The sequence below is a fragment of the Mucilaginibacter sp. A5337 genome (genome assembly GCF_059690695.1).
The window spans coordinates 305,900-326,301 of sequence record NZ_JCAWEC010000005.1 but is presented as its reverse complement, the minus strand read 5'-3'; the positions used below and the strand labels follow the sequence as shown (position 1 = coordinate 326,301).

Here is a 20,402-nt window from a genome sequence, read left to right as displayed (position 1 = left end):
TTATTTTTAATTTCATTTAGTTTTATTTTATTTCGATTTTATATATTTGAATAAACATCGAAATAAAATGAATCAGTTTACAAGAGAGGCGAATCTTAACTATCTTACTGATACCGAAAAGACCTGGGACCTGATCATCATAGGTGGTGGAGCTACGGGACTTGGCGCAGCTGTCGATTCAGCTTCGCGAGGCTTCTCTACGTTATTGCTGGAACAAGCCGATTTTGCTAAAGGCACCTCGAGCCGCGCGACCAAACTGGTACACGGCGGCGTTCGGTATTTGGCACAGGGCGATATAGGACTTGTGCGGGAGGCCTTACGTGAGCGGGGGTTACTACTAAAAAATGCGCCGCACCTTGTAAAAAATGAAAGTTTCATTATTCCCAATTATACATGGTGGGATGGTGTTTTTTATACTATAGGCCTCAGCATTTATGATCTACTGGCCGGCAAACTAAGTTTTGGCCGGGCAAAACATATTTCAAAAAAAGAAACCACTAAACGATTGCCGGGAATCCTGGAAAAAGGACTTCACGGCGGCGTTGTTTACCATGATGGGCAGTTCGATGATTCGAGGCTGGCAATTAACCTAGCGCAAACCGCCGTTGAACAGGGCGCAAGCCTGCTCAATTACTTTAAAGTAACTGGATTGATCAAAGATACTACCAATAAAATTACAGGCGTAAAAGCTACTAACGCAGAAACCGGTACCACGTACCAATTAAAGGCAAAAACGGTAATTAATGCTACCGGCGTTTTTGTTGACGATGTGCTTAAAATGGATACCCCCGAAATGAAACCGATGGTTAAGCCAAGCCAGGGTGTACACCTTGTGCTCGACCGTTCATTTTTACCGGCCGAAGATGCACTAATGATCCCCAAAACCGAGGATGGGCGCGTACTTTTCGCCGTTCCGTGGCATGAGAAATTGCTGATAGGTACCACCGATACTCCTATCGACTCGCACAGCCTGGAGCCGGTAGCGCTGGATGAGGAAGTGGAATTTATATTGAGAACCGCCGGCAAATACCTCACCAAAGCCCCAACCCGTGCAGATATTTTAAGCGTTTTTGCAGGCTTAAGGCCGCTTGCTGCCCCTCAGGACGGATCATCAAAAACAAAAGAAATTTCAAGGAGCCATAAGCTGATCGTTTCCGCATCAGGACTGATTACCATAACCGGCGGCAAATGGACTACTTATCGCAAAATGGCTGAGGATATTGTTGATAAGGCTATTGAGGTTGGCGGGCTTAAAAACGCGTCTTGTAAAACAGATTCATTATCTATACATGGCAGTCGCCCCAACCCTGATCGCACCAACCCAATGTTTGTTTACGGCGCCGATATTGAAAACGTTTTGGCTTTGTACAAGGAGAACGCTGACTGGAAAAACCCTGTTCATGCTGAAGGCAGTTATACAAAGGGCGAAGTGATCTGGTCGGTAAGAAAGGAGATGGCACGAACTGTTGAAGATATACTGGCACGCCGTACCCGTGTGTTATTTTTAGATGCCCGCCTGGCTATCGCAATGGCGCCAGAAATAGCCCGCCTCATGGCCGGCGAACTCGGAAAAGATGTAGCCTGGGAACAAGCACAGATTAAAGCCTTTAACGAAACAGCAAAAAATTATATACTAACACCGCATTAAAATGAACAAATTTAATGTGATATTCAATAAATAAACCAAGGTAAACCAAACCAAATTATGCAGGAATATATTTTAGCGCTCGACCAGGGCACTACCAGTTCGCGGGCCATAATTTTTGATCATGCGGGCAAGATCATTACTTCGGCACAAAAGGAATTTAAACAGTATTTCCCAAAACCAGGCTGGGTTGAGCACGATCCTAACGAGATTTGGGCAGGGCAGATCTCCGTTGCGGTTGAAGCCATTGCAAAAGCGGGCTTAGGCGGCGGAAATATCAAGGCCATTGGCATAACCAACCAGCGCGAAACAACCATAGTATGGAACCGCAAAACCGGCGAACCCATCCATAATGCCATTGTTTGGCAGGACAGGCGCACTGCGGCATTTTGCGATGAGTTGAAGCAAAACGGCTATGGCGATATGATCCGGAATAAAACAGGCCTTGTGATTGATGCCTACTTTTCGGGTTCCAAAATAAAATGGATCGTGGATAACGTTGAAGGAGCACGGGCGCAGGCCGAAGCAGGCGAGCTTGCCTTTGGCACGGTTGACAGCTGGCTCATCTGGCAACTCACCCGTAGCGAAGTACATGCCACCGATGTAACCAATGCCGGCCGAACCATGTTGTTCAACATCCGCACCCAGCAATGGGATGATGAACTGCTACAATTGTTCAATATCCCTAAAAGCATATTGCCCGAGGTAAAACAATCAAGCGAACTATATGGCTACACCGCCAATAACATATTTGCGCAAAGGATCCCGATTGCAGGTATAGCCGGCGATCAGCATGCAGCCTTGTTCGGGCAGATGTGCATTGATAAGGCTATGGTTAAAAACACCTATGGCACTGGCTGTTTTATGCTGATGAATATCGGGCACGAGTTTATTAAATCAAAAAACAATCTGCTTACCACAGTTGCCTGGAAAATAAATGGTGAGATCACTTACGCTTTTGAGGGAAGCATCTTTATAGGCGGTGCAGTTGTACAATGGCTGCGCGATGGTCTTGGCATTATCAAAACCTCGGCGGATATTGAAAAACTGGCTACATCGGTAAAAGATACCGCCGGTGTATATTTTGTACCTGCATTTGCAGGCCTGGGCGCCCCCTACTGGGACCCGGAAGTACGCGGGGCTATAGTTGGCCTAACCCGCGGGGCTACCGCCGCCCATATTTCAAGGGCCGCATTGGCATCAATAGCCTACCAAACTATGGACGTACTTAAAGCGATGGAGGCCGACGCAGGTATGGAAATTAAAGAATTACGTGTAGACGGCGGTGCAACGGCCAATAACCTGCTGATGCAGTTTCAATCAGACGTGCTGAACTGTAAGGTTATAAGACCGGAGGTAACTGAAACAACGGCGCTCGGCGTAGCTTACATGGCCGGGCTTGCCGTAGGCTACTGGAAAGACATTGCCGAGATCCAGCATTTATGGGCAGTTGAGGCCGAGTTCAACCCGGGCGACGATCTGGAAGAAGTAAAAACCGGCATAGCTGGCTGGGAACGCGCGGTAAGCACAGCCCAATGCTGGTCTAATTCCAGCCACCCCGTATCTGTTATTTAATATCCACCATTAAAATATTTTAAACATGTCTCCATTTGTAGCCGAATTGATAGGCACCATGCTCATGATATTGTTAGGCGATGGCGTAGTGGCCAACGTAGTTTTAAAAGATACGAAGGGAAATAACAGCGGATGGATAGTGATCACTACCGCCTGGGGCCTGGCTGTTTTTGTTGGGGTTGTTGTAGCAGGACCGTATAGCGGGGCGCATCTCAATCCCGCCGTAACTTTGGCGCTGGCCATTGCGGGCAAGTTTTCCTGGGCAAATGTTATACCCTACATTATTGCTCAATTTACAGGCGCTTGCCTCGGTGCATTTTTAGTTTGGATAATGTATTATGATCATTTTAAGCGCACAAATGATCCAGCCTCCATACTGGCTGTATTTTGCACCGGCCCTGCAGTAAGAAATTACGTCTCCAATATCGCCAGTGAAGTAATTGGTGCGTTTGTGCTGCTATTTACCATTTTCTATATAGCAGGCGCGGAAATTACGCCGGCTAAAACGCCTATCGGCCTTGGCTCTATTGGTGCAATCCCTGTAGCCTTATTGGTGTGGGTAATAGGCCTGTCGTTAGGAGGCACCACCGGTTACGCTATTAACCCCGCCCGCGACCTTGGCCCGCGTTTCATGCACATGCTATTACCGATAAAAGGTAAGGGTACCAGCGATTGGGCTTACGCCTGGATCCCCGTGATAGCCCCGTTGGTTGGCGCTTCTATTGCTGCGGTATTGTACCTTTCGATTAAGCAATAAATCTCATTTGAGGCAGCCCCAGACTTACGAAGTTTTAAAAACTTCGTAAGTCTTTAAAACGCCATGTTACGCCTCTCCGGCTCTTAAAATCCCCCTTTATTCATTCCGTTCTTTTTGTGCTTTTAATACACATTTTGTTCAAGTTGTTCATTTAATTAAAACTTAAGCGAAGAGCTAACAGGAATAGAGTTTGCTATCAACACAGAAATCAAATTTTGTAGATTTATTTCCCCACAACAAGATTAATGGTAGAAAATAAGCAACGATACTATCAAAATTCAAATCCACCGGCTCAGCAAAAATCGCGCCACTAAAATTCATTTTTCGTAAACAACATTTTACAACCTGTGATGCATATTTCAAAGCAGCAACTTTCAAAAAAGTATAATACAGCTACTTAGTGTACCTTTTACAAATTTGTTTTTCACCACTCGCCAAATTTCATTTTCACACACTGCACATTTCTACTCTTCATTGTTTTAAGCCTCCGGCATGGCTTTGCTTTTGCAACCTACCCCTAAAAAAACACAACATTAACCCAAGTTTATATCAATACCGGCTGTCCCCCGGCCGCTTTGATTAAACTTTTAAGCAAGATACGCGAGCGCGTTGCAAGTCTTGCCGACATGCGTAAAAACACATGAAATTTATCACTTTACTGGCGATGGGATTCCTATTGCCACAGTTCACCCTGCGCCCGAGAGCGCAGGAGGGGGAACCGGTATTAATTGAGGACTTTGGGGACGGAACGGCTCAAATAGGTCCGAAAATAAATGACGGCAATTTTTCTACTACCTATAATTACATTCCATCACAACCGGGTGAAGGCAGCTATACTATTGCCAACTCCACTGCCGGCATGTACCCTGAATCGTGGCTGCAAACAGGTAATCATACACCTGGGCAACCCAATGGCTACATGATGATTGTGGATGCCACCAATACCATCGACGAGTTTTATAAAAGAACGGTTAAAACCCTGTGTCCCGGTACTACTTACAGGTTCAGCGTTTATGTATTAAACCTAATGAAACAGGGCGGCATTAAGCCCGACATTACATTTTCTGTAACCACTGCTCTCGAAACAAAAACTAACCATACCGGACCAATAGATAATGGTTTAGGCTGGCTGGAATACAATATTACTTTTAATACCCCATCAACCGGAGGCGATGTAACCATCAAAATGACCAATAATGCCAGCGGCGGCTACGGTAACGACGTGGCGTTAGACGATATTTCACTACGCCCCTACGGCCCTGCACTTACTACCTATTTCGGAAACGACAAAACAGCCATAACAGCACAGGGATGCGCTGAAGCTGATAAGTTTTACACCTTGAATGTTAGCACCGCATCCGATCTACCTTATGAAAATCCTGTTTATCAGTGGCAAATAAGTACACCAAACGGATGGATAAATATTCCCGGCGCTGTATCGGGCTCCTACCCGCTCCATCAACCTATCACCACCGGCAATTATCAATACAGGGTATTAGTTGCCCAGCAGGGCAATATTAATTCGGCGCAATGCAGATTAATTTCATCGGCTGTAACGTTAACCGTTATCAATCCGGAACCGGCTACTGCCACTGCAAGTTCGCCCGTCTGTCCTGGCGAAAACATTTATCTTACGGCATCAGCTGGCGATAGTTATAGCTGGACAGGGCCAAATGGCTTTACGTCTGCGCAACAAAACCCAGTCATTAGCGGTGCAACAGCGGCTATGAGCGGGCAATATCAAGTTACTGTATTTAAAAACGGATGCTCAAGCGTTGCGCCTGGGGTTACAGTAAATATAAACGCACCTGTAGTTGCCAATGCAGGTGACAATCGGACAATTTGCAAAGGCGACAAAACACAGCTCCACGCCACGGGCGGAACATCCTACAGATGGTACCCCGCAACCGGCCTGTCGGACCCAAACATCCCCAACCCAATGGCATCCCCGGAAGAAACTACCACCTATACCGTTGAAGTGACCAATAACAGCTGCAAAGCCAAGAGCGCTGTAACCTTAACGGTAAACCAGGGTCCCGGAGCCTACGCCACCGCCACACGTGAAGTCATGAAAGGCGATAGGATACAGCTTCATGCCCAGGTAAGCGGCGAAAATGTTACTTATTACTGGACACCTAACGAAAACATCAGCAATACCACATCTTTAGAACCCTTTGTATTTCCAACCAGCAACATCACCTATATTTTGCATGTATTGCAACCCGGATCGTGCAACCTGGAGTCTAAAGCTGCTGTTGAGGTAAAGGTTATTGATAAATTCACCATCCCCAACACGTTTACTCCCAATGGAGATGGCATAAACGACACCTGGCAAATAGATGCGCTGGGAGCCTACGACAATGCCATTACACAGGTTTTTAACCGATACGGAACAATAGTTTACAACGCCAAAGGCTATACAAAAGCTTGGGATGGAACATACAATGGCAACAGGCTGCCTACGGGAACCTATTACTACAAGATCGATCTGAAGAATGGTACGGTTTACTCTGGATGGGTGCAGATCATAGGCTGATTATTCCTGACCGGTTCACCGCAATAGAGAAATTAAAAACCATGTCATTGCGAGCGTAGCGTGGCAACCGCACGGAAGCATAGCCACCCTGTATAGCATGCGATTGCTTCGTTCCTCGCAATGACATGGGTTTATTATCGTTTCTGTTAATTGCAGCTATTGCAACAAAGCCTTAATCTTATTAAAGATCTCGGTATTACTATAAACCCCTCTGAAATCAAGCGAATGAGGCCCGTAACTAAACACAGGAACTGGGGTGCCCGTATGATCATTGGTACTGAAATCGCCCCATACGTAACCGTTATTAATACTGCCATCGAGCAGAGTTAAACCTCCGGTTTCATGATCCGCGGTCACAATTACCAGGGTTTCACCATCTTCATCGGCAAATTTCAGCGCATCGCCAACTACGCGGTCAAAGTCACTATTCTCAGTAATTACCTGTTTCAGGTTATTGGCGTGACCGCCGTGATCAATCTGCGAACCCTCAATCATCATAAAAAAACCTTTTGGCGCATTCTTAAATGCTTGGGTTACCTTATTGAATGCCAGCGGGAGATAATTGCCCCTACCCTCCATTTTCGGGCGGGTTACGCTGTCATCCATTAAGCCCAGGATTTTAGGAGCCGAGCTATTTAAAAATTCATCGAAGTTGCGGATAACTGTATATCCCCTCTTCTTCATCTTATCAACAGGACTTTCACCATTAACCGGCCAGATAAAGTCTTTATATGACGAACCTAAGAAAATATCAATTGGCGATGAAGTGATCTGATTCGCGATTGCTATCGAATGGCTCCTTTCTAAATCATGTGCATAAAAAGCTGCGGGGGTAGCGTCCGTTAATTCACAAGCCACAATATCCGCGGTTTTCTTACCTGCTTCCGCGCTGTAATCAGCTAATGACTTCAATGGTTTTCCTGACGGATCAACACCCACTGCCCTATCATTAGTTTTTTGGCCTGACGCAAAGGCGGTTGCTCCTGCAGCAGAATCGGTGATATAAGCATTGGCAGAATTGGTTACCGAAAAACCAATATTCAGCATTTGGAAAATATTCAACTGCCCACGGTTGGCTGTATAGGTTGAATAGATTTGCGAAAGCCCCATGCCATCGCCAATGCACAAAATGATGTTTTTAACTTTCTTAACCGCGCCGTCCGATTTATAAGCTGGTTTATAAATGGTGTACGCTTGCGGTGCGGTGTATTCGCTTGCTGGCTTCTTGTTCAGGAAATCGCCAAGCTCCTCAATTTTATCGGTACCAATTACATCAACACCTAAACGGATAAGGGCAAGCCAACTGCTTTTGGTATCAGGTGTTTCCCAAAAACGAACTTTTTTACCGGAGTTATGTACGCTATCGATCCCCGCTTTTATCCTCGCAATTTCTTCGTTATTCAATACACCCTTTCCATTCCAGTGCATGTATTTACCAAATGGGAAACTTACCAGTCCGATTTTTTTCCACTGTTCAGGTGTAAAGCCGTTCATATGATCTACATCAAAGGAGATCCAGGCCGGATAGTTGGTCATCTCGGCTGGAGGCGGCACTGCTCCTGTCATAACTATCGATAGCCTGCCCGGGTGGCCTTCATAATCAAAATATTGTTCAAGCGGTTTTAGTTCTTTAATCACCAGCGGCAATACTGCTTTATGATCTTCCTTAATTTCGATAAGCAGCCTTAAATGGCGTTGGGGATCACGTTTAAATTTTTCAATCAGCGGATCTATATATAAAGCTTTTAATGACCGCTTTGCATCGATTTCCTTTTTATCATGAGCCACCATCAACTGCCCGTTAACAGCATAACAGTCGGCCTCGATAGATCCGAAGCCTTTTTCGTAGGCCCGGTAAAAAGGAATGTTGTTTTTGTAATCGTTGTGGGAATGCGCGTCGGCTACGGTGTAATTTTTAACCTGCGCGTTGGCCGTCAGGCCGATGTTTGCCAGCAGCGCCGCCAGCGTAATCAGGGTAGTACTTTTTTTCATTTGGTATAGATATAGCAAAACCGGGCTAGGCCCGGTTTTGTAAGTTTCAATATGTCAATTACCAGCCGGCATTCTGTTTCAGCTGGCCCTGGCTTATCTGGATGTCCTTTGGCGGGATAGGCCAAACGTTATCCCTCGCCGGGTCAAAGTTACGAGCTTTCCACACAACTGAGCCATTTGAACCGTGTAACGGTTTTGCGTAAATTGCCTGCGCATCGCCCCAACGAACAAGGTCAAAATTACGATCGCTCCACTCGCCTGCCAATTCAACACGACGTTCGTGTTTGAGGTTTGCCATCGTAGCATTAGTAATTGGACTCAATCCTGCACGTACACGCACCTGGTTAAGCGCGGCATCGCCGTTTTTGCCTTGCATGATCTGCGCTTCAGCTTTGATCAGCAAGATCTCGGCATAACGCAATAATGGCACGTTTAAATCTGTAGACGGTTCGTCGCCGTTAGGGCTCACGTGAATACCTCCCGCATAGCTAAACGGCTCCATGTATTTGTTAAACTGATAACCGGTTAAGCTATTGCTTTTGCCACCGATTGGGTAAGTATAAGTTTGCCCGAAATATTGGAAGCTGTCGCCTTTTTGCAGAATAGTGGCCGGAAGCCTTTTATCGCCTGCTTCAAACTCATCAACCAGTTCTTTTGTTGGCTGATAATAACCGAAACCGTTATATAAACCCCAGCCTTTGTTCTCTAACATGGCACCCGGTAAAATGCTCTGTCCGTTCAGGCTACTGGCAACCGACCAGATATACTCCGAGCTATAGTTATTAGCGATCTTAAATACATCGGCATAATTGCTTAACAAGGCATGCTTACCGCTCAGTATAACCGAATCGGCATATTTTTCAGCATTTGCATAATCTTTTGCATGCAGGTAGGTTTTAGCCAGATAAGCATAAGCAGCAGTTTTATGCGCGCGACCATAGTCGGCAGTGGCCAATTTATCAAAGTAAGGCAGTAATGAAGCTGCTTTTTTCAAATCTGCCTCAATATAAGCGTAGTTATCTTTTACAGAAGGTAACTGGGCCGGGAACGCCAACGGATTAGCACGATTTTGTAAAGGAGCACCTTGTTTATCTGATCCGTATAAATCGGCTATCTCCAGGTGCATTACCGCATGGATAAAGTAGGCCTGACCCAAAATAAAGTTCTTAGTGGCTGCATCCATGTTGATATTCGGCACATTGTTGATCACATCGTTGGCACGTTTCATTACCACAAAGTGAAGCTGCCAAGGCGCGTAAATACTGTTTTCGTTGCCGGTACATACGAAGTTTTTGATATTTTCCCTATCGGCCGATGTACGACCTACAACCATATCGTCACTGGCGTTAATGAACCAAAAGAAACCACGGCCATAAAGGTCTTCGCTGTTGCTTTGTTTTTCATATAACCCATTGGCCGCCGCCTGGGCATCAGCAGCTGTTTTCCAGAAGTTAGTGCTGGTTGGCGTACCGGTTGGTTTAATATTATCTAAAGTACCTTTTTTACAGCTCTGGGCCAGTGCAATAACCATTACACCCATTAAGCCTTTGCTAATTATATTTTTGAATTTCATCTCTGTATCTCCTTAATTGTGGTTCCTGATATATTATAAGCCTACGTTAACACCTATTAAAATGATCCTTGCCTGTGGGTACAGACCTAAATCAACACCGTTTTGGTTGATCCCAACTTCGGGGTCAAGACCTGTATATTTTGTAAAAGTGGCCAGGTTTTGAGCATTGGCGAAAACACGGGCACTACGTACACCAATTTTAGCCATCAATGCTTTTGGCAGTGTGTAACCAAGGGTTACGTTTTTAATGCGCATGTACGAGCCATTCTCAACGTAAAAATCGGATACGTTGCCAAAGTTGCCGTTTGCATCACTTGCCGATAAGCGGGGGATATTGGTGTTGGTATGCGTTGGAGTCCACGCGTTTTTAGCATCAGCCAGGAGGTTATAGTTTTGGATAGATGCGTTTAAACCGGTGTATTTAACAGCGTTGAAAAGTTTATTACCCGCAATACCCTGTAAAAACACGCTCATATCAAACGGACCGTAGCTAAAGTTTGCCGTAAATCCGTAGCTGAATTTAGGGAATGGCGTACCCAAATAAGTTTTATCGGCCTCGGTTATTTTACCATCATGGTTAAGGTCCTGGAATTTGATATCACCAGCTTTTGCATTTGGCTGGATCATGTTACCTGAATCGCCTTTATAATTATTAACCTCATCCTGCGACTGGAACAAACCAGCAGTTTTGTAACCAAAGAAAGAATACAATGAATAACCTTGCTGTAACCATACAGGTACCAGGTTATCCCTTACTGTTGGGCCGGAAAGGATAGTTTGCTGACCTGGAAGGATGTTATCAATTTTATTTTTGATGTATGACCCGTTAGCTGCCAGGTTATAGTGGAATTCGCCAACGGCCCCCTGGTATTTAATTGCTAACTCTACACCCCTGTTTGTTATCTGGCCGCCATTAACAAACGGAGGGTTTGACACACCATAAACCGCTGCAACCGGAGGCTGGAACAGGAACCGTGTATTTCTTTTTTGGAACACATCAGCAGTAACATTGATCTTGCCGTTCATTAAGCCTAAATCAACACCGATATCGGTTTGAGTGGCTTTTTCCCATTTAAGGTTAAGGTTAGCCAAACCATCAACAGCCGAACCGGTGATGGCAGCAGCCGGACTACCTAAATAGCCTGCAGTTTTGGTTAGCGAAACCGAAGTTGGGAAGCTTGGCAAACCTGCAAGGTTACCCGACTGACCATAGCTTGCCCTTAACTTAGCAAATGACACCAACGCATCAGTAGGAAAAAATGATTCCTTGCTGATTAACCAGCCTGCAGATACACCCGGATAAACCTCAGCGCGGTTTTTACTTGTTAACAGTGACGTAGCGTCACGACGGATGATACCGTTGATAAAGTATTTGCCGGCATAATCATAACCGATCCTGCCAAGGTACGAGATCAAAGCTGATTCGTTTTTGTTGCCCTGCAGAGGCACACCGGTTGGGTTAAGGCTACCATTGATGATGTAACGGTAAGCAGGATCCTCGCTTAAATAGTTATCCGTATTCACGCTAAAAAACTCCTGGGTATCATCCTGATAAGTGTAACCTGCCAAAGCAGTTACGTGGTGATTACCAAAGGTTCTGTCGTAGTTTAAAGTTTGTTCGGCCAAGATGGTACGCGTATTATTTTGTTCCTGGAACAGGAAGTTATCGAAGAATTTCTTTCCCGGCTCCAAAACCCTTGTACTAAAGTTTTTAATAGTTTCAGAGTTTTTAGTAATCCCCAGGTTTGAGCGGAATTTTAAACCTTTAACCAGGTTTATTTCAACATAAGGGTTGATATTGAAGCTATTTACAGCGTCGCTGTTATCCAAACGTTTTAAATAGGCAACCGGGTTAATAACGTCGCCATAAGAGCCTGCGTACTGTGCGGGCACACCACCAAAGCTGCCATCGGGGTTGTAGATAGAAGCATTAGGCGGATAGAAAATTGCCGATAAAATAGCACCGGTATAGGCGCTGGTTGTATTAGCGCCTTGTCCGTTGTTATAAGAGTACGAGAAGCTCTCGCCAATCTTCAGCCAGTTATTGATCTGGTGATCGGAGTTTACACGAAAGTTGTAACGGATAGCGTTAGTATTTAACAGGATAGCATCGTTTTTACGGTAGCCACCTGATACGTAAAAGTTAGATTTCTCTGTACCACCGCTGATATTCATATTATAATCCTGAATGTAACCTGTTCTGAACAAGGCATCTGTCCAGTTGGTACGGGTTACACGCGAATCTGGGTTGATAGTTGCATCAAAGGCGGGCAAACGGGTTTTGCCTGCATTATCATAAGCAGTATTTATCGCATCTGCATAATCGGCAGCGTTTAACGCTTGCAAGATCTTCAAAGCATTTTGCACACCGCCTTTTGCAGTAACGTCAAGATTGGTTTTGCCTTGTTTACCACGTTTGGTAGTGATCAAAATTACGCCACCGGCAGCTTTAGCACCGTAGATAGCTGCGTATGAGTCTTTCAATACGTCTATTGATTCGATATCTGAAGGATCAATCGGACCTCCGTTGTAAATAGTACCGTCAACAACCATCAGCGGGCCTTCATTGTTGAAAGAGCTTTGACCACGTAACCTAATGCTCGGGCCCGAAGTTGGGTCACCACCTTCGTTCAAAACCGTAACACCGGCTATCTGTCCCTGCAACATTTCGGTAACCGAGCCTACAGAGCGGTCTTTAACATTGCTAACTTTTAATGAGCCTACCGAACCGGTTACATCGGTATTTTTCTGTGTGCCGTAACCTACTACAACTACAGCGTTAAGACCGGTAACATCAGCCTCCAAAGTAATGTTAAGCGGCGACTGGCCGGCAACAACTTCACGGCTTTTGTAACCGATAAAACTAAATACCAGCGCCTCACCTTTTTCAACAGTAATTTTAAAATTGCCGTTAACATCCGTTGAGGTAGCGGCGGCTGAGGTTTTGCTGCGTACAGCTACGCCCGCAAGCGGACCATCCTTATCGGTCACCGTTCCGGTTACTGTAATTTTTTCGGGTGCACGTACCACTTTTTTGTGGGAGATGATGATAGTGCCGTACTTTTCGCGGTACTCCAATTGCGTATTAGCAGTTAAAGCGTTAAGTACATCTTTTAATGGTTTGTTAACAAATGAATTTGCCTTTACTTTTACCGCGGCCACATCATCCATCTTGTAGTTAAATGCAACGGTATTTACCGCTTTTTTGAGTTTCTCGAGCGATGCATCCATGGTCTCATCGGCAAACTTTACGGTTACCGGCTGATCCATCAGCGACACACTACGCTCGGCGAAGGCGCGTGAGGGCAATAATGCCGTCAGGGTTGTTACCAGCAACAAAATTGCTGAGATTAATCTTCTTGAAATCCGGGTTAAAGATTTTTCCATACATTTGTTTTTAAAGTGATTAGTAACTGCCTATTGGCTTTTAGTTTTGGCAGCTACACTTAATTGAGCCAGTGCCTGTTGGAGCAGGCATTGGTTTTCCTTTTATATTGCTATTTAATATTTACTATATCTCCGTTTAACTTATACTTGTGGCCATCAATAAACTGAAGTATATCCAGCACCTGCCTGATATTCAGCTTATTTGAAAACCTAACCGAGTAGTGCTGCTGTGCCAGGCGTTTTTCATTGTATTTAAAATTCACGCTATAGCGATTTTGCAGGTAAACTGTAATCTCCTTAAATGATGCATTATCCAGTATCAGTTCGTCATGCATCCAGCTCAGGGAATGATCGACAGTTAACTCCTGGCGCGTAAAGCTTCCATGTTGTTTGTTGTAGGTTAGCTGCTGCCTCGGGGTATAAAAGCCCAAAGTATGGCGCTGATCATGCACTTCTACCTTACCACTGTTCACGTAAACCTGCAGATCGGGCAGCTCTTTATAAAATTTGATATTAAACGATGTACCCAATACCTGTGTAGTAATTTTTGCGGTATGCACCATGAATGGCCTTTTTACATCATGCTTTACATCAAAAAATGCCTCGCCATTTATCAGCGTAACTTCCCTTTTTGAATCGCTGAAACTAACCGGAAATTTTATTGATGTACCTGCGTTTAACTGCACTGTGGTACTATCGGGCAACGTGATCTGTTTCATGCTGCCTTTGGGGGCGGTGATTACCTGGTAGGCAATCTGCTCATTTTTATGGGTAGCTATTTTTGAATAGAACAGTCCGGCGCATACTGCAACTAAGACAGCCGCAGCAACTTTTAACCAGGTAGTGTTTAACCTGCGAATCTTACCTTTAGCTATGGTTTGTTTTTCTATACGTTCCCAAAGTGGTTGCTTCAGAGCTTTAATATTATCGCTGGTGTTAGTGTCCGCATCAAGTTCATGCATCATTTGTTGTAAAAGCTGCAATTCCTCGTCGGTGCATTTACCGGCGTTAAACTTATTGAGTAATCTTTTTATTTCTTTTTGATTCACCTAACAGGGGGCTTTATACCTGTTAAGTGACCGAACATGGGAGAGTGTACTATAACTTTTTGAAAAAAATTATCAGCAGCAAAAATCTGCTGTAATTATCAAACGGAACAACATCGTAATATTTCTGAACAGACTTTTTAAGCCTGCTTAAAGCATTACTGATCTGGTTACGCACAGTTTGGTGCGATAAGCCTAAAAACTCGGCGATTTGCGGCCCGGTCATATCCTGCTCACGACTACACAGGTAAACCTGGCGCATTTTTTCGGGCATATCAGCTACTTCCCTGTTTATTAACAGGCGTAATTCGGCAAGGGAAAGTTTTTGATCGGGGCTTTGTTCGTAAGTTTCCTGCAATTCGCAAACATCATCTAATGAACGGGGCTTTGTGCTTTGCTTTTTATACCATTTATAGCTCATGTAATTAACCGAAACCATAAGGTAAGCTTCAAGCGCGCCATTTACCTGGATGGTATTACGATTTTTCCATATGGAAAGGAACAGCTCCTGTACCATATCCATCGCTTCATCTTCATTTTGCGTTTTCTTTAACGCGAAAGCAATCAGCTTATCAGCATAACGCTCATAAATTTCCCGGAATGCCCCATCGTTACCGCCCTGCAGTTCATATAGAAGTTGTGCATCCGAATATTGTTTCACTTAGGGGTATTTTATGGCATCAAAGTAACGGCACAAATGTTAAGCTAAATTTAAATATATATTAATGCTTTAGAAAACACCGGCTAATAATTGGTACTATTTTTAAAAAATAGATTTTACGCCCAAAATAACTTTTATTTTTCAAACAAAGTCATACATTTGCTATTCATCTGATGATTTACAAATGAGTAAGATTATTAAAAGGTCGCTGGCTGAGGAGATTGCTGAGAAACTAAAGGAGCAGATAGCCGGTGGCCGATATCAAATAAATGATAAACTCCCTACAGAGCCCGAGCTTATGGCCGAGTTTGGCGTTGGCCGCTCAAGCATCCGAGAGGCTACAAAAAGCCTGGTGCAATCGGGCCTGCTCAGGATCCAGCAGGGTGCAGGAACTTTTGTAGAACGCACAGCTGTTAACCCCGAGCCAATGGAAGCCCGTATAAAACGCGCCCGATCACAAGACCTTGATGAGGTAAGGCAGTTACTGGAGATGAAAATAGCGGAAAAAGCAGCTATAAACCGCTCACAAAAGGATATTTTCACCATGAAAAGCCATTTAGAAACGCGGAAAAGAACTGCCGAAGCCGGGCTATTGGAAGAATGTATCGATGCCGATGTTAAATTTCACATTGCTATTGCCGAAGCGTCAAAAAATGAGATCCTGAGCGATTTATATAAAACAGCTGCCGTCCACTTAAAAAACTGGTTTACTGAAATCCACCCTGATACACGTATTTTTATCGACACACAACATCTTCACGAAAAGCTCCTGAAAAACATTCTCGATTCCGATTCAAAACAGGCCTGGAATACAGCTCTCGAAATTCATCAACATTAAAAATTTTCGTAAAATTCATCTGATGTTATAATGTTTTATAATTTAATCTATCACTAAATGGAATCTACATCGCCAACAATTACTACCACCGAGCCTAAAAAATTGGTTCAGCAAACCGTGTATTCAATTTTGTTTACCATAAGTCTGGCCCATTTTATTAACGACATGCTGCAATCGGTTATACCATCCATATACCCGCTTATCAAGCAACGCTTCAGCCTTAACTTTGCTCAAATAGGGCTTATTACGTTTACCTATCAAATTACAGCCTCTATTCTACAGCCTTTTGTAGGGCTTTACACCGATAAAAAGCCAAAACCTTATTCCCTCGCAATTGGCATGGGCTTTACCTTATCGGGATTGTTGCTGGCCTCCTTTGCGGGCAACTTTTATGTTATTCTGATAGCCGTTAGCCTTATCGGGATAGGCTCATCTATATTTCATCCGGAATCATCGCGGGTCGCGCATTTGGCATCCGGAGGTAAAAAGGGACTGGCACAATCTATTTTCCAATTGGGTGGTAATGCCGGCAGTGCCGTTGGCCCGCTGCTGGCGGCCCTTATTGTAATCCCTTACGGGCAATCAAACGTGATCTGGTTTTGCCTGATCGCTTTCGCCGGAATTTTGGTGCTATTACGGATTGCCAAATGGTATGCCGAACGTCTGAGCTTTAATGCAAAAAACAAAAACGCCAAAGAAAGTACACCTCTCAATATCTCTAAAAGACGGGTGATATTTTCGTTAGGTATCTTACTGGTGCTTATCTTCTCCAAATATTTTTACCTGGCCAGTATCACCAGCTACTACACCTTCTTCCTGATCAATAAATTTCATTTAAGCATTCAGCAATCACAAATTTACCTGTTCATGTTTTTAGGATCAGTAGCGGCAGGTACACTTTTCGGCGGACCGCTTGGCGATCGTTTTGGCCGTAAATACATCATCTGGATCTCGATATTGGGTGTAGCTCCATTTACCATGCTCCTGCCCTACGTATCCTTATTCTGGACAGGCGTTTTATCAGTATTTATCGGACTGATCCTTTCATCTGCATTTTCGGCCATTTTAGTTTACGCTACCGAACTGGTACCCGGAAAAGTAGGCTTGATAGCGGGTTTATTCTTCGGCCTGGCCTTTGGGATGGGCGGTTTAGGCTCTGCCATATTAGGTAAAGTTGCCGATATGACCAGTATCAACTATGTGTTTAAGTTTTGTGCCTATTTGCCGCTGATAGGTATTTTCACTGGCCTATTGCCAAATATTGAGGGAAAGAAAGTGGCAAAGGGTTAAAAAACATGTCATTGCGAGGAGGAACGACGAAGCAATCGCAGGGAAGCAGAGCGACTCTGTATAGCATGCGATTACTGCGCTCGCAATGACATTTTTTTATTTTTATCTCGCGCTCGTTTGCAACGAGTGCGCAACGTGGGTTTGCGTTTGTAACGCAACGGGCGATATAATCGCCAAACCATATTAAGCGCTCGTTGCAAACGAGCGCAAGAGGAAAAACTATAAAAAACATCATTGCTTCCTACTTCAGCAATGACGTTTTTTATAGTTCCGTTACTTATTTATAGTTCCCTTACCCAAATATTCCTATAGCTGATCGGTTCGCTTTTATCGCCATGCGCCTGCAGTTTTATTGGCGAAGCGCCATGCTTACGATACTCTGGCTTACCTATATACGGTGTGTCTCCTATTAACGAAGTATTGTTCTGAACCAGTACACCATTGTGCAACACGGTAGCACGCGCTGCCGATTTCAACGAGCCATCCTCGTTAAAACGCGGAGCCGTCCAGACAACGTCGTAAGTTTGCCATTCGCCGGGTTTACGACAGGCATTTGCCAGCGGAATTGCTTGCTTATACAAACTACCCACTTGTCCGTTAACATAGGTTTTATTGTTATAATTGTCCAACACCTGCAGTTCGTAACCACCGGCTCCCCATGGCAGGGCTGCCAGGAAAATACCACTGTTGCCGCGTGCTTGTCCGCTGCCGGTTATGTTTGATGGGATCCGGTATTCAATGTGCAACTGAAAATCCATAAATCTTCGTTTAGTTTGAATATCGCCCGCGCTTTTATCAACGGTAATTACTTTATCCGCCACATTCCATTTATGGTTTGATGTAGAATCGTTGGTAGCTACCCATTCATCAAGATTTTTACCATCAAACAAAACAATAGCGTCGGACGGGGCATCTCCCAAAGTTTTACCGGGTGTAACCACAGCAGGTACCGGCGACCAGATCTCGGTATCTTCAGGCTTGGCATTTTGTTGCGCGAACGCGGCTAATGAACTACCTGCTAATAAAGCAGTCAAAATAATCTTGTGTTTCATTGAACTTTATATAAAAACATTAATATCCTAAACAGTAACTTATAAATAGCTTTTAGCTTTCTGCCTTTAGCTTTAAGCTCCTAAATTATTTAGCCAGCGATTTAATCCATAAAGCTATCTTTCTGGCTTCATCCTTAGGCACCTGCGGCATTGGCGGCATTGGCGTTGAATAATCAGGCCAATGTTCGGGTTTAGGGCTATGGATCAATTGAATTAGCTCTGCTACACTGTATTTGCGTTTAGCTACATCAACATATGCCGGACCAACCTGTCTTTTTGTTGCATTGTGACACGACAAACAGGTGTTTTTCAACAGGATGGGCTGTACCTCGGCATAAGTAGGAATCGCATTTACAGCCGCAGCAGGTTTTACAGCGGCACCCTTTTTCCCGGTAACACCTTTCTTTAAATCGGTTGAAGCTGTCGCTTTGGCCGAGTTCACTGTACTAACTTCTGTCATGGAGAGCTTTTGCCCTTCGGGGATGTTATTCAATGTATAATATGCCGTTGGATGCACGAGATTGAAATAGTTTTCATTATCACGAATAGCCGTAAGCGTAATGGTATGGATGTAATATTTACGTAGGTTATTTACAATAAGGCGTGCTTTTAAACCGTCTGCTGATACTTTGACACCAACTATCGGGCATTTCTCGGTATTTACCGGCGGACTACCGTATACGCCGTGATATTTATAGATAAAGCTTTCTACCGAATAAGATGCAAGATCTTCAGCCACCTTTTTATCAACCGGTTTGGTAAACTCTATCTCAAAACCATCGGGCATGGCGCGGATGGCGCGCATCTCAAACGGAACTTTATTATTCCATACCAAACGCTGCAAGCCCATGGTAGCCTCCCCTGCCGATCCCCATCCCCGGTTGGTTTCGCCGGCCGCTAATGAACCATCAGGCAACCAGGCCAACCTTACAATTCCCGACTGAAAACCACTCCTGAAAGCCCAGGCAGCTCCCTGGTATTCACCGTTAACTTTTTCCAGGAAAATCCTGTCAATCATACTTTGTCCCTGGTCACAGATCAACAATTGCCCAGCAAAAGGACCGAATGCACCTTCCGGAATTTTCACTATCTCAGAGTTCGAAATCCCCAGGATACCATGCGGCAACCAAACGACTGGTAACTGCAGTTCAGGAATTTCTTTTTTAGCCTCAAATTCGGTTTTGAATTTCTCGTTAACTACATCCTGCGGTTTAACCGGTTGCCCGTTTTTATCAAATTCTATCCGCGGATTATTTTTGGCGAAGAACTGTTCGGACGTAAGTTTTAATGGCGAATTAGGCAAACCGGTCCAAACCAAACTTGATGGGTGCCCCATAAATGCACCTTTTTTAATTGGCATAATACTGCCCGAGCCTACCCAGTCGCCCTGGTTATCGGCATACCAAAGCTCGCCGTCAATCATACTGATCCCACATGGTGAACGCAGACCGGCCGCCCATGGGGTAACTGTACCATCTTCCTTAATATTTAAAGCCCATCCCCTGTAAGGTACAAAGCTTTTGGGGTGCCACCAATCGGGCGGGAAGCCAAGATTCAAGGTTACAAAGAATGAGCCATCTGGCGCTATTTTAGGGCCAAAGCTATATTCGTGGTAATTGCCTGATAACGGCCAGGCATAAATGGTTTCAAAAACATCGGCCTTGCCATCCATATTGGTATCAACCAGCTTGGTTAATTCGCCTCGTTGAACAACGTATAAAGCCCCTTCTTTCCATGCCGCGCCCAAAACCTCATGCAAACCCGAAGCAAATTTGCGGAAAAACGGATGCTGACCGGTTGGATTTTCGACCATAAATATATCCCCGCGGCGGGTTGTTACCGCCAATGTACCATTAGGCAGTGTGCACAAACCGCCAACTTCAAGTATAGTGCCTTCGGGGGCAGGCACTTTCATGATCTTAAAAAAATCATCCTCTTTAGGCGATTCGGCCTGGGCAAAGGTATTTTTGATATCGCTCAACAGCGCGATAATTAAAAGCGTAAATAAAAACGCGCCCCTGTTTATCATTTGTTTTAAAGTATTGTTCAT

General features: G+C 44.5%; 13 protein-coding genes. 6 read left to right on the top strand and 7 right to left on the bottom strand.

Annotated features, from left to right (window positions below; genetic code table 11):
• Positions 1–67 precede the first annotated feature (67 nt).
• The 4 genes from AC59JO_RS18625 to AC59JO_RS18610 all read left to right on the top strand — a co-directional run bounded on the left by AC59JO_RS18625 (position 68) and on the right by AC59JO_RS18610 (position 6,513).
• On the top strand, positions 68–1,648 hold the full coding sequence (locus AC59JO_RS18625; protein WP_497307091.1) for a glycerol-3-phosphate dehydrogenase/oxidase: 1,581 nt from the start codon (positions 68–70) through the stop codon (positions 1,646–1,648).
• A 57-nt stretch (positions 1,649–1,705) separates the two neighbouring features.
• Positions 1,706–3,220: a glycerol kinase GlpK gene (gene glpK, locus AC59JO_RS18620; RefSeq protein ID WP_497307089.1), complete on the top strand. Its 1,515-nt coding sequence runs from the start codon at positions 1,706–1,708 to the stop codon at positions 3,218–3,220.
• A 25-nt stretch (positions 3,221–3,245) separates the two neighbouring features.
• Entirely contained in the window at positions 3,246–3,977 is a 732-nt protein-coding gene (locus AC59JO_RS18615; protein ID WP_413667390.1) for an MIP/aquaporin family protein, read from the top strand.
• Between the two features lie 640 nt (positions 3,978–4,617).
• Positions 4,618–6,513, top strand: coding sequence for a T9SS type B sorting domain-containing protein (locus AC59JO_RS18610; protein WP_497307087.1), 1,896 nt, complete (start codon positions 4,618–4,620; stop codon positions 6,511–6,513).
• 156 nt (positions 6,514–6,669) lie between these two features.
• Here AC59JO_RS18610 and AC59JO_RS18605 read toward each other — a convergent pair whose 3' ends face one another.
• The 5 genes from AC59JO_RS18605 to AC59JO_RS18585 all read right to left on the bottom strand — a co-directional run bounded on the left by AC59JO_RS18605 (position 6,670) and on the right by AC59JO_RS18585 (position 15,172).
• Positions 6,670–8,505 (bottom strand): alkaline phosphatase, encoded by a 1,836-nt coding sequence (locus AC59JO_RS18605; RefSeq protein ID WP_497307085.1) that lies wholly within the window; start codon positions 8,503–8,505, stop codon positions 6,670–6,672.
• A gap of 58 nt (positions 8,506–8,563) precedes the next feature.
• Positions 8,564–10,078 carry a RagB/SusD family nutrient uptake outer membrane protein gene (locus AC59JO_RS18600; RefSeq protein ID WP_497307083.1) on the bottom strand — a complete coding sequence of 505 codons (1,515 nt, stop codon included), beginning with the start codon at positions 10,076–10,078 and terminating at the stop codon, positions 8,564–8,566.
• Between the two features lie 33 nt (positions 10,079–10,111).
• Entirely contained in the window at positions 10,112–13,465 is a 3,354-nt protein-coding gene (locus tag AC59JO_RS18595; RefSeq protein ID WP_497307081.1) for a SusC/RagA family TonB-linked outer membrane protein, read from the bottom strand.
• Positions 13,466–13,575: 110 nt separating this feature from the next.
• Entirely contained in the window at positions 13,576–14,514 is a 939-nt protein-coding gene (locus AC59JO_RS18590) for a FecR family protein (RefSeq protein WP_497307079.1), read from the bottom strand.
• A 49-nt stretch (positions 14,515–14,563) separates the two neighbouring features.
• The gene (locus AC59JO_RS18585; protein ID WP_413667384.1) at positions 14,564–15,172 is read right to left on the bottom strand and encodes an RNA polymerase sigma factor; all 609 of its coding nucleotides are present in this window, start codon (positions 15,170–15,172) and stop codon (positions 14,564–14,566) included.
• Positions 15,173–15,356: 184 nt separating this feature from the next.
• Between AC59JO_RS18585 and AC59JO_RS18580 the strand changes: the two genes are divergently transcribed.
• A complete protein-coding gene (locus AC59JO_RS18580; protein WP_413667383.1) occupies positions 15,357–16,010 on the top strand; it encodes a FadR/GntR family transcriptional regulator in 654 nt (217 codons plus the stop codon).
• 57 nt (positions 16,011–16,067) lie between these two features.
• Positions 16,068–17,300 (top strand): MFS transporter, encoded by a 1,233-nt coding sequence (locus tag AC59JO_RS18575; RefSeq protein WP_497307076.1) that lies wholly within the window; start codon positions 16,068–16,070, stop codon positions 17,298–17,300.
• A gap of 281 nt (positions 17,301–17,581) precedes the next feature.
• Here the strand turns inward: AC59JO_RS18575 and AC59JO_RS18570 are convergent, their stop codons facing one another.
• Positions 17,582–18,352, bottom strand: coding sequence for a 3-keto-disaccharide hydrolase (locus AC59JO_RS18570; protein ID WP_497307074.1), 771 nt, complete (start codon positions 18,350–18,352; stop codon positions 17,582–17,584).
• An 85-nt stretch (positions 18,353–18,437) separates the two neighbouring features.
• On the bottom strand, positions 18,438–20,402 hold the full coding sequence (locus AC59JO_RS18565; RefSeq protein WP_497307073.1) for a hypothetical protein: 1,965 nt from the start codon (positions 20,400–20,402) through the stop codon (positions 18,438–18,440).